This window comes from Wenzhouxiangella limi (assembly GCF_010499265.1).
Classification (GTDB): Bacteria; Pseudomonadota; Gammaproteobacteria; order Xanthomonadales; family Wenzhouxiangellaceae; genus Wenzhouxiangella; species Wenzhouxiangella limi.
In genome coordinates this window covers 101,562-113,456 of record NZ_JAAGSC010000040.1, presented here as the reverse complement: position 1 = coordinate 113,456, position 11,895 = coordinate 101,562, and the positions used below count along the sequence as shown (strand labels likewise).

Annotated in this window: 8 protein-coding genes; 6 read left to right on the top strand and 2 right to left on the bottom strand. The window is 63.3% G+C overall.

All coding sequences use genetic code 11. The features are described 5' to 3' along the window. The first annotated feature begins 106 nt into the window (after positions 1–106). The 5 genes from G3I74_RS16190 to recG all read left to right on the top strand — a co-directional run bounded on the left by G3I74_RS16190 (position 107) and on the right by recG (position 6,700). Positions 107–1,723 carry a sulfatase-like hydrolase/transferase gene (locus G3I74_RS16190; protein WP_203594617.1) on the top strand — a complete coding sequence of 539 codons (1,617 nt, stop codon included), beginning with the start codon at positions 107–109 and terminating at the stop codon, positions 1,721–1,723. A gap of 90 nt (positions 1,724–1,813) precedes the next feature. Next, the gene (locus tag G3I74_RS07685; RefSeq protein ID WP_164211003.1) at positions 1,814–3,652 is read left to right on the top strand and encodes a diguanylate cyclase domain-containing protein; all 1,839 of its coding nucleotides are present in this window, start codon (positions 1,814–1,816) and stop codon (positions 3,650–3,652) included. 147 nt (positions 3,653–3,799) lie between these two features. Continuing rightward, positions 3,800–4,228, top strand: coding sequence for a DUF3617 domain-containing protein (locus G3I74_RS07680; RefSeq protein WP_164211201.1), 429 nt, complete (start codon positions 3,800–3,802; stop codon positions 4,226–4,228). 7 nt (positions 4,229–4,235) lie between these two features. Beyond that, the gene (locus tag G3I74_RS07675; RefSeq protein ID WP_164211002.1) at positions 4,236–4,628 is read left to right on the top strand and encodes a RidA family protein; all 393 of its coding nucleotides are present in this window, start codon (positions 4,236–4,238) and stop codon (positions 4,626–4,628) included. A gap of 14 nt (positions 4,629–4,642) precedes the next feature. Then, positions 4,643–6,700 carry an ATP-dependent DNA helicase RecG gene (gene recG / locus G3I74_RS07670; RefSeq protein WP_164211001.1) on the top strand — a complete coding sequence of 686 codons (2,058 nt, stop codon included), beginning with the start codon at positions 4,643–4,645 and terminating at the stop codon, positions 6,698–6,700. A gap of 24 nt (positions 6,701–6,724) precedes the next feature. On the opposite strand, the gene G3I74_RS07665 is transcribed toward recG, so the two are convergent. Together G3I74_RS07665 and G3I74_RS07660 are read right to left on the bottom strand one after the other, a co-directional pair. After that, complete coding sequence (locus G3I74_RS07665) at positions 6,725–9,178, bottom strand: WD40 repeat domain-containing protein (RefSeq protein ID WP_164211000.1); 2,454 nt, start codon at positions 9,176–9,178, stop codon at positions 6,725–6,727. A 163-nt stretch (positions 9,179–9,341) separates the two neighbouring features. Next, entirely contained in the window at positions 9,342–10,826 is a 1,485-nt protein-coding gene (locus tag G3I74_RS07660) for an NADP-dependent isocitrate dehydrogenase (protein ID WP_164210999.1), read from the bottom strand. A gap of 116 nt (positions 10,827–10,942) precedes the next feature. Here G3I74_RS07660 and G3I74_RS07655 point away from each other — a divergent pair, with 116 nt between their 5' ends. Beyond that, complete coding sequence (locus G3I74_RS07655; protein ID WP_164210998.1) at positions 10,943–11,893, top strand: LysR substrate-binding domain-containing protein; 951 nt, start codon at positions 10,943–10,945, stop codon at positions 11,891–11,893. Positions 11,894–11,895: the final 2 nt, after the last annotated feature.

Here is an 11,895-nt window from a genome sequence, read left to right as displayed (position 1 = left end):
GCCACCAGTGCCCAACCAAACAAGCGCGCGCCCCGATTCACGCGGCGCGCGGACGAGGATGTGTCACGATAAGCAGCTTCCATTTGTTCCATGGTCGTTCACCGCCGTGAAATCCTCAATCACCGCTGCCAGGCGGCGTCCGTTGCTGCTCCTGCTGGGCGCGGGATTGCTGCTCAACGTGCTGCTGATTGCGCCGCTGTGGCTGCGCTTCGGTTTCGGCGATGGACGCTGGCTGGCGTGGGAAGCCTGGCTGCTGGCCGCCGGCTTTGCGCTGCTGCCCGACCGGCGAGCGACGCGCCTGCTGCGCTGGCTGGCCGTTGTCGTGGTCATGACGGCCGTGATTCTGGGCCTCAGCGACGGCGCCATTCACCAGGTGCTCAGTCGTCCGCTCAATCTGTATTTCGACATCAACCTGCTCAGCGCCAGCTTCCACCTGCTCGACGGCAATCTGGGCAGGGTCGCCGCGGTATTAATTTTTGCGGCCGTTCTTTTGCTTCTCTTTGTGCTGGCCTGGGTGGTTGCCCGTGTGCTGGCCATCAGCGCCGCCCACCGGCGCCCGGACAGGATCTTCGCCGGGGCGGTGGCCTTTTCGGCCCTGCTGTTGGGCGCCATGGAAACCCAGGGCCTGCGCCTGATGCCGGTGGCGCGCACACCGGTATGGGATACGCTCAGCTTCCAGCTCGAACAGGTGCGCTCTACCCATCGGGCACGGATCGCCTTCGTCGATGCAGCGCCGGACATGCCGCGACCGGCGGAAGCGCTCAGCGGCCTGGCCGACACCGACGTGCTGATGATCTTCATCGAGTCGTATGGTGCCACGATCTTCGAGCTCGACCGCTACCGCCAGCTCGTCACGCCCACCCTGGAACGCATGCAGGGAGAACTCGAACAGGCCGGGGTTTCGGTGGTCAGCGGGCTGCTGGAATCTCCGATCCGCGGCGGTCAGTCCTGGCTGTCGCACGCCACAGCACTCAGCGGCCGCTGGATCGACAACCAGCTCTGGTACCGGCTGCTGCTGGAGTCCCACCACAACAGCCTGATCGACGATTTCCGCGCCACCGGGCACCAGACCATGGCGGTCATGCCGGCCATCATCATGCCGTGGCCGGAGGGCCGACAGCTGGGCTTCGACCGGATTTTTGCCGCCCGCGACCTTGACTACGCCGGTCCCGCGCTGAACTGGGTGACCATGCCCGATCAGTACACCCTCCACCGCTTCCAGGACACGCTGCGGCCGCAGGCGGCGCAACCGCTTTTTGCCCAGATCGCCCTGATCAGCAGCCACGCGCCCTGGACGCCGATCCTAGATGTGCTGCCCGACTGGGACGGGATCGCCGACGGCGCGGTCTTCGAGCGCTGGCGTGATGCCGGGCAAACGCCCCAGGAGCTGTGGCAGGACATCGAGCGGGTCCGCGATCATTTTGCCCGCAGCGTCGACTATTCCATCCACGTCAGCCTCGACTTCGCCGCCCGCTTTGTTGACGACAACACCTTGATGATTCTCCTCGGCGATCACCAGCCAGCCACCCTGATCACCGGCCATGAGGCCAGCGATGCCGTCCCCGTGCACGTGATCTCCAAAAACCCCCGCCTATTGAAGCCTTTCCGCCAGCGAGGATTCGTCGACGGACTGGTTCCCGACCACTCGCGGCCCGCTGCCGGCATGGACCGGCTGCGCGACTGGCTGCACGAGGACTTCGGCAACCACCAGGCAACGCCGTAGATCCGGCGAGGTTTTCAGGCTGGACTGCCTCTCGCAGCCCTTCCCAGGGTGTATATTGCTCTTGGGGAATCAAGGTCGGGGGTTGTATTCGTGGTGTATGCTGATGCCACTCAATCCATTGAACTTAAAGGGCTGTGGCTATTACTGACCGTTATCGTCGGCCTGCTGTTGGCGGCGGCAACCGCGTCTTTATATGACCGCGTCACGGAGCGGGCAGAAAGGCAGGCCGAGAATAGCGCCCTGGCTTACCAGCGCCTGATCCTCCAGGAGTTCGATGATCTGGACCGTTTCATCTCCCGGGCCGCCCGCCAGCTGCTGATAGATCGGTCATTGTCCGCGTCAGCGGCCACAACGCTCTTTGGTTACCGCCAGAACAGTCATCCGCTGATCAAGAATCTGGCCGTAATTGATAGCGACGGTCGCCCCCTCGTAACGTCGTCGACCGAAGAAGTACCCGAAATATCTGGCCGCGATTATTTCCTGCATCATCTTGAAAGCCGGGACAGTGAGTTGTTCATCTCGCCGCCCCAGGCATCCCTGGTGAACCCGGACAACTGGTTTATCAGCCTGTCAAGAGCACTGCGCAACACGGACGGAAACCTGCTCGGAGTGGCGGTGGGCATGCTGTCGGTCAACAGCCTTCGAAATGCCTTCAGCGAGCTTGTCAGTCGGGACGGCGTTTCGATCACCTTGCTGACACAGGAGGGACGACTGGTCTTTCGATTACCTGAGCTGGCCGAATACGGTGTCGGCGTTGAAATACTGGATATCGCCGAGTTGGAACCACCGCTGACCGAACCGATCACGCAGTCTCTGGCAGCCGGCCTGGACAAGCAGGCACGGATTGTCCATCTGCGCCCGATAAGCAACTACGGCCTGGTGATTGCCGCCTCGATCCGCCGCGCCGATGCACTGAGCGTCTGGCGCGCGGCCATCATTGCCGGCACCATCGCCTGGCTGGTGTTCAGCGCCATCAGCTTTATCCTGATTCGAATGCTGCAAACCAGCGTCCGCGAAGCCCAGGCAAGCCAGGCCCGCTTCCGTCATGTGGTCGAGGGCGCCAGTGACCTGATTGTGCTCTCCAGCATCGATGGGCAGCTCAGCTACGCCTCTCCAAACGTCGAAAGCTACCTCGGTCTGAAACCTCGCGAAGTGATCGGCCGCCCTGTCGAGCATTTCGTCCACCCGGATGACTTGCCGCGACTGCAGACCATGCTGAGGAACGTGATCAAATCCGGCAAACCCCGCAAAAGCGATGAATACCGGGTTCAACACGCCGATGGCAACTGGCGCTGGCACGCGGTCAGCCTCTCTCCGATGTACGATGCCGGTGGCGACCTGGATTCACTGATCGGCATCGTTCGCGATGTCACCCAGAGGCATCGCGACCGGCAACAGTTGATCCGGATGGCGAACGAGGATGCCCTGACCGGTTTGCCCAACCGGGCGCGCCTGACCGGACTGCTGGCCGAGGCAATGCGCGAGGCAAACCGCAAGGGGACGTTGGTCGGGTTGCTGTTCATCGACCTGGATCATTTCAAGCCGGTCAACGATGCCCACGGTCATGCGGTAGGCGATCTGCTGCTGGTGCAGGTCGCCCGACGCATCAACAATGCCCTGCGCGAGCCCGATATCGCCGCCCGCTTTGGCGGCGACGAATTTCTGGCCCTGCTGCACAACCTGTCTGCACCCGAAGAAGCGCAGGCGATTGCCGAGCGCATCATTGAACAGATCCGAAGGCCGTTTCAGGTCGACAAACACGAGCTTTCCATCGCCTGCAGCATCGGCATCGCGCTGTATCCCGAGGATGGGCGCGACGAGCCGGAACTCTTCATGCGGGCCGACGCAGCCATGTACCGGGCCAAGCATGCCGGTCGCGGGATTGCGCTCAGGTTCACACCCAACGGGGAAGACCCGCCTCCCGGCTGAGGCGTGAGCGGACCAGCGCGGTACAATCAGTGCTGGTCTACGGACAATCAGCTGGCACGAACACCGCTCGATTTCCGTAGTGTATTGAACGGCCCGGCAAAATCGGCCCCTCCCATCCACCTTTGACGGAGCAGCAACTTGAACGCAATGATTCGAATCCTGACCGCGACCCTGACCCTGGGCCTGATCTCTCTAGCACAGGCCGAAACGCCCAATATCGAGCCCGGACAGTGGGAATACGAGACCCGCATGACCGTGGAAGCCGACTTCCCCTTTCCCGAGCAGACCGACACCACAACGGATTGCGTGACCGAGGAAGACGTTGCCGAGGCCGATACGTTCATGGGCGACATGGACATGGAAGAGTGCGAGGTCACGCGCGAGGACATGCGCAGCGACGGCGCCAGCTATGAAATGGTCTGCCAGGCCGACGGCATGACCATGGACATGACCATGGAACTGACCTTCATGGGCGACCGCAGCGAAGGCCTGATCACCAGTCAGGCCGAAACGCCGATGGGCCCGATGAAGAGCACCATCGAAATGTCCGGCCGCCGTATCGGCGAGTGCGAATGATCCGGCCATGAATCGAGCCACCATCCAGACCGATCGCGCGCCCGCCGCGATCGGTCCTTACTCGCAGGCGGTGCGGGCGGGCAATACGGTGTATCTGTCGGGCCAGATTCCGCTGGTACCCGGCACCGGGGAGGTCCTGGCCGGTGATTTCGAGGCCCTGACCCGACAGGTGTTCGACAACCTCGCAGCCGTCGCCGCAGCGGCTGGCGGCCACCTGAACGATCTGGTCAAGCTCAACATCTTCCTGACCGACCTGGGGCACTTCCAGACCGTCAACGCCATCATGGCGGAGTATTTCTCCGAACCTTATCCGGCCCGCGCAGCGGTCCAGGTCGCCGCGCTGCCCAAGGGTGTACCGGTGGAAATGGACGCCGTCCTGGTGCTGCCCGCGGCAGACTGAGCTCGCCGGTCACCATGAGCGCTGACCGCGCGCTGAGCGAACTGCCCGGCGTCGGCCCGCAGCTGGCCGGGCGCCTCGCCGGACTGGGCCTGGTGCGCGAAAGCGATTTGCTGTTCCACCTGCCGCTGCGTTTTGAAGATCGCACCCGGCTGACCCCGCTCAACCAGGTTCGGCCGGGTACCGGCGTGCAGGTCGAAGGCCGTATCGTCCACCGCGACATCCGCTACGGCCGCACCCGCATGCTGGTGGCCACGCTGGCCGACGACACCGGCCAGATCAGTCTGCGGCTTTTTCGTTTCTATCCTTCGCAGCTCAAACTGTTCAGCGAAGGCCAGCGCCTGCGCTGCTTCGGCGAGGTCCGGCTCAGCCCCGGTGGCCTGGAAATGGCCCATCCACAGTGCCAGTCGCTCAAAGATGGAGAATCACCGCCCCTGCCGGACTCACTGACCCCGGTCTATCCCACCACCCAGGGGCTCGGCCAGGCCCGGCTGGCCGGCATGATCGCTGCGACGTTGAGTCGACTGAAAAGCGGTCAACTGGACCTGGTGGAACTGCTGCCCGAGGATCACCCCGCCATCGGTCTGCGCGACGCGCTGACGGTCATTCACTCACCGCCACCCGGCGAGGATCTGGAAGCGCTGACCGAAGGCCACCATCCGGCGGTACAGCGCCTGGCGCTGGAAGAACTTCTGGCCCATCACCTGGCGCTGGCGCGGGTCAACCGGGCGCGCGCGCAGCAGCGGGCGCCGGCGCTGAGCGATCCACATGGGAAGGTCGCGCAACTGCTCGCGGCGCTGCCCTTTCGGCCCACCGGCGCACAGCTTCGGGTCATCGAAGAGATCCGCGCCGACCTCAGCCGGGAAATGCCCATGCGGCGCCTGCTGCAGGGCGACGTCGGGTCGGGCAAGACCGTGGTCGCCGCCGCCGCGCTGGTCACGGCCACCGCTGCCGGCCACCAGGCCGCGATCGTGGCGCCGACCGAGATCCTGGCCGAGCAGCACTTCCGGACCCTGAGCGAGTACCTGGCGCCACTGGGCATCGAGCCGGTCTGGCTGGCCGGCAAGGTTCAGGGCCGGGCCCGGACCGAGGCGCTGGAACGCCTGGCCGGCGACGCGGCCGTGGCAATCGGCACCCATGCGCTGTTCCAGAAAGCCGTCGCGTTTCGCGAGCTGGCCCTGGTCATCGTCGACGAACAGCATCGATTCGGCGTCCACCAGCGCCTGGCCCTGGCCGACAAGGGCCGCAAGGGAACGCATCAGCCGCACCAGCTGGTCATGACCGCAACCCCCATCCCGCGCACTCTGGCCATGACCGCCTACGCCGGTCTGGACGTCTCGGTGATCGATGAACTGCCGCCCGGGCGCAAGCCGGTCACCACGGTGGCCGCCAGCCAGCAGCGCCGCGGCGAGGTCATCGAACGGCTGGTCCGCGCCCTGCGCGAAAAGCGCCAGGCCTACTGGGTCTGTCCCCTGATCGAGGAGTCGGAGGTACTCGAGGCCGAGGCCGCCGAAACCCGCTCCCAGGAGCTGGCCCGGCAGCTGACCGAGTTTCGCGTCGGGCTGATCCACGGGCGCATGAAGCCGGCCGACAAGCAGGCGGTGATGGCCGCCTTCAGCGCCGGCGAGATTCACCTGCTGGTTGCCACCACCGTCATCGAGGTCGGCGTCGATGTCCCCAACGCCAGCCTGATGATCATCGAAAACGCCGAGCGCCTGGGCTTGAGCCAGCTTCATCAGCTCAGAGGACGGGTCGGCCGCGGCAGCGATCAGGCCGCCTGTGTGCTGCTGTACAAGCCACCCCTGGGCGAGACCGCCCGCGCGCGACTTGAGGTGATGCGCGAGACCACCGACGGCTTTGTCATCGCCGAAAAGGACCTCCAGCTGCGCGGGCCCGGCGAGGTACTCGGTACACGCCAGACCGGCGCGCTGCGCTTCCGCATCGCCGATCTTACTCGCGATGAAGCTTTGCTGGATCGGGTCGAGCAACTGGCGGACCGGGTCGATGGGCAGCAGGCCCGGCAACTCATCGAGCGCTGGATCGGCCCGGCCGAGCAGTTTGTCGATGTGGGATAGCAACAAAACAACGGCTGCCCTGCATCACTCTAAATAAGGTCTGTCTTCAAAGCGGCTGTCAAAAATCAGATCGGGGTCGGCAAAATAAATGAGGTTCGGCGATGTCACCCCACTGGAGCCACCAAACCTGCCGCCCACAAAGACGCCCTGCGAGGTTGGAAGGATGGCACCAATACCCCCATCGAATCGCGCTAAACCATTCTCCGCACCCTCGCCCAAGGACTGCCAGTCGCTGCCGTCCCACCGCGCCAGAAAACGGGCCGGCCGGCCGCCCGCCTCTGAAAAGAACCCGCCGACGTAAAGAAGATCGTTTGTCGCAGACAACACTCTCGGAGAGAACCTGATGCCCTCTCCGACAGTTCCTTCCAACGGCAGCCATTCGGTCCCGTTCCACTGCGCGATATCGGTCACCTGCTGCGCGCCGGACGTGCTGAAGCGGCCTGCCGCGAAGACCGTTGGGCCCTGGCTTTCCAGCGCACTGACAAATCCGCTGTTTTCGCCTATGGTCAGGCCATCACCGGGAACAACCCAGGCCTCTCCGTTCCACAGCGCCAAGCCATCTGCCTCGGTCGTGCCGGCCCGGTCGAAGAATCCTTCGATCATAATCTGACCGTCGTATGCGGCGATTGAGTCGATGTCTGCGAACGAGGATGTGGATCGGGACACGCCGTTCTCCGCGCCCTCGCCAACGGAGCTCCAGGCGGCACCATCCCAGCGCGCGATGCGGTTGACCGCGGTCGGGGCATCTCCGACCGTTTCGGTAAAGGCGCCATAAAAGTAGGCATTACCCGTGACAGGATCGACCTCGACGCCCACGGGGTTTCCGTTGAGACCTTGCGCAAGCGGCTGCCAGCTTGTTCCGTCAAATTGTGCAGTACTGCTGAAAACGACATCCCCCGAAGACGAAAAGCACGAGGTCAAGCCTAATAACTCTCCGCTAGCGCCCACCTCAAAGTCTTTGAAAACGCCGCATAGAAATTGAGAGCCTTCTACCGGCGCACGCAGCCACCGCTGTCCGTCCCAGCGCGCGACGCCAAGCGGCATCGGTCGCGTGCCCGCAAAATCGAAATTGCCGGCAACCCAGAGTTCACCCTGATACTGCAGCAGATCGCGCACAGTCCCGTTCAGATTATTGCCAGTTCCATTGCCTAGGGCGCGCCACTCGGTATCATCAACATCAAAGCGTGCAACGCGGTTAGCCAGAGTTCCAACGTCCGGGTAGTCCTGCCAAAAAAAGGTGCCGATTACGGAAAAATTTCCGCCAATGAAAACATCGCCGCCGTCCGAGAAGATGGCTTCTCCGAAGCCCGAAAAGCGGCTGTTTGAAGGGGTAGACCAGTTACTCCCGTCCCACACGGCGACTCGGGGCAAAGATGACCCGTCAACCTGACTGAACCCGCCCGTCACAAACAGGCGCCCGTCGGCGTAGTGCAGATCGCCGATGCAGCACGGGCCGTTGATGCCGCTCCAGGCAGCGCCATCCCAGACAGCAATTGATCCCGTCGGCTGACCTCCTGCGTTGTCAAAACTGCCGCCGACAAAGAGTTCGGTTCCATTGGTAGCCAGCGAATCTACCCTGAATCCATCAACACCGCCCCCAACACCCGTCCACTGGGTGCCGTCCCAGCTGGCGATTCTGTCGAACGTCTGTGAGCCGTCGCCGGACCCGGTGAATCGGCCGCCAGCAAACAGCATTCCATCCACCAGTTCGAGCGCCTCAACAGTCCAGTTAAAGCCATCGCCCAGCACGTTCCACGCCGACCCGTCCCACCTGGCAATGTGATTGACTTGTAGTGGATCTTGTCCCGAAGGGAAAATTTGAGTGAAACCGCCGCCTACGATGATATCGCCCGTACCCGGGTCAACAACCACGGAGTTGATGGTGCTATTAAAAAAGCCTTCGCCAACACCCGACCAAGCGGCGCCATCCCATCGGGCAACAGCGTCAACAAACTCACTGCCAGCGCGAAAAATGAATGAACCCACGACAATCAGGCTGCCGTCTGGCGCGACGGCAAGATCAGTTACGGGTCCATCGACACCTGCCGGCTCGCCCAAGGCTTCGAAGGTGTTGGTGGCAGGATCCCAGGCTGTAATGTTGTTGACCACTACGTCATTGCAGGCCGAAAAGTCTCCGCCCAGATAAATTTTGCCGCCCGGGCCGCGCTCAATGGCATCAACAGGACCGTTACAACCGAATGGCACTCCGCCGAAGCCGCGCCAGACCCCCGGCACCCCGCTCTCGGCGCGCGCTGCTCGACCGTCTTTGGCGGCGGTCAGTTCTCGACGCACTTCTTCGCGTTTCTGCGCAAGCTCCGCCTCGGTCAGCTGCTCTGGCTCCTCCAGCACCGGTTTCGCGCGCATGGAGTGATCTGAATAAATCCAATGCTGATCGGTCTCGGCCACAACCGTCGGTACTTCGGCCGATACCCAAGAAACAAATGCACTCCAAAAGAAAACTGCCAATATCAATCTCATGCTGAACCCCCAAAACAAAAGTAAAAGACGGATCACGTTTCAACACACGACCTGAGTTTGCCAGCACAGCGACCAGAGTTCAAGAAAATGAGGCTTAAGTGGGTGAGGGGTCAGACGCCCAGGCTCTGCCGCAGTCGCGCGGGAGGCTTCGCCGACCCCAACACTACTCGCCCTGACCCAGAGAAAATCCGGGCTGCCCGTCAAAGGTATAGAGATGCTCGGTCTTGATGAAATCCAGGCCGGCGGCCTCGAACATCTCCAGCAGCTCGATGATCTGGCGGTGCTCGATTGGCGCATTGTTCGGCGAGCGGAAGCGGCAGCGCCAGTGATCGGTACAGCAGGTCTCCGGCAGGCCGTTCGGGTAGACCTTTACCCCCCGGTTGGTGATCAGCGAAAGCGTCAGCCCGCTGTTCAGGGTCAGTGCCTCGACGGTCCGGCCCAGGCGTTCGGGATCGCGCCCGTCGTGGTCAAGGAAGACATCAACCCCGACCAGGCGCTTGGCGGGTCGCTCGGTGGCTTTGGGCCAGGCGCAGTGGACCCGCGGCCAGTCTGCGCCGGGCTCCGCGCCCGACCGGTCGAGTCGCTCGATGATCGCGTCGGCAAACGCCTGGGTACCGAGCCGCTTCCGACTGTGGCCAGCCCGATGGATGTCAGCCGTGTGCAGCCCTTCGGCCAGGGTCTTGCGCCAGGCTGCGTGAATGCGTGACGCGGTCGAGGTGTCGCCGATGTAGCGGAGCATGTCAACCGCCGCCAGCAGCATGCCGGAGGGATTGGCGATGTCCTGTCCGGCGATGTCCGGCGCCGAACCGTGGACCGCTTCGAACATGGCGAACTCTGGCCCGATGTTGGCCGAGCCGCCCAGTCCAACCGACCCGGTGATCTGGGCGGCGACATCGGAAATGATGTCGCCGTAGAGATTTGGTGCGACGATCAGGTCGAACATTTCCGGCCGGTCGGCCAGCAGCGCGGTGCCGATGTCGATGATCAGATGGGACGATTCGATATCCGGGTATTCCGCAGCGATCCGGTCGAAGGTCTGGTGGAACAGCCCGTCGGTGATCTTCATGATGTTGTCTTTGGTAAAACAGTGCACCTTGCGCCGTCCCTGGGCCCGGGCCAGTTCGAAGGCGTAGCGGATCACCCGCTCCGAACCCGGCTGAGTGATCAATTTCAGGCACTGGGTGACCTCGGCCGTCTGGCGGTGCTCGATGCCGGCGTAGGTGTCTTCCTCGTTTTCGCGCACGATCAGCACATCCATATCGGGATGGCGGGTCGCCACCCAGGGATGCCAGGACCGACAAGGCCGGATGTTGGCGAACAGCCCCAGCGACTTTCGCAGGGTCACGTTGACGCTTTTGTAGCCGCCGCCCTGGGGCGTGGAGATCGGACCCTTGAGCAGCACCCGGTGCTCGCGCAGCGTGGCCCAGGCCTCGGGCGAAACACCCGAACTCACGCCGTCGAGGTAGCTGCGCTCGCCGACGGTGATGGGCACGAAGGACGCGCGGGATCCGGCCGCATCGAGAATGCGGCAGACCGCCTGGCTGATCTCCGGACCGATCCCGTCGCCGGCGGCCAGGGCCACGGGTACCGGCTGGAGCGAAGATTGCGAAGACGTGAAGTTCTGGACGACCTGTGCGGTGACACTCATGACGATCTCCGAGCTTGAGTAATGGTTGACCCGGACAATGTAGCTTCCTTGATAAGTAGATTAAAGTTAAAATTTAAGAGACTATAATTAGATATAAATCTATTCCTTAAAAAGACGTGAAACCCACCCTGCACCAGTTGAGAGTCCTGCGCACGGTCGCCGAGGAAGGTTCGATCAGCGCGGCCGCCCAGCGTCTTCACCTGACCCCGCCCACCCTGTCAATTCAGCTCTCGCAGCTGGCCGAGACGCTGGGATTCCCGCTCTACGAGATCAGCAGCCGCAAGCTGCGGCTGACCGGCGCCGGGCGCGATGCCGTCGCTGCCGCGCGCCAGATCGACGACGAACTGCAGCTGCTGCGCCAGCGGCTGGCCGCGCGCAAGGGCATCGAGCGCGGGCGCCTGAGCATTGCCGCGGCCTCGACCGCTGAGTACATTCTTCCCCCGCTGATCGGGCAGTTCCAGAAAGACCACCCCGGCATCCAGGCGAGCCTGACCATCGTGCCGCGCGCTCAGCTGCTGAAGCGCCTCGAGGACGGGCTCGACGACGCCTACCTGATGACCCGGCCGCCGCAAAGCGCCGGCGTGGTCAGCGAATCGGTCGGCCTCAATCCGCTGGTGATGGTCGCCGCCCCAGATCATCCATGGGTGCAGCGGCGGGACCTGACGGCCGACCAGATCTCCGGGGAGCGCATTCTGGTTCGAGAACCCGGCTCGGGCACGCGGATGTGGACCGAGGACTGGCTCAGGCCGTTTGGCGTGAAGCTGGATCCAGCGCTGGAACTGGGAAGCAACGAAGCGATCAAGCAGGCCGTGATGAGTGGCCACGGCGTGGCGATCATGTCGCTGCACGCGGTCTTGCTCGAGCTTCAGGTCGGACGTCTCGCACTGGTCGGGATCCGAGAGCTGCCGGTCCCGGTCAACTGGCACCTGATCCAGCGCCAGGGCCGCCAGATCACGCCGGCGGCCGCGGCCTTCAAAAAACACCTCAACGCCTGCCTGCCGGACATCGATGCTGATCTGTGCGCCGTGCTGCAGGAGCATAACCAGACGCTTCCCGACGGCGCATGAAG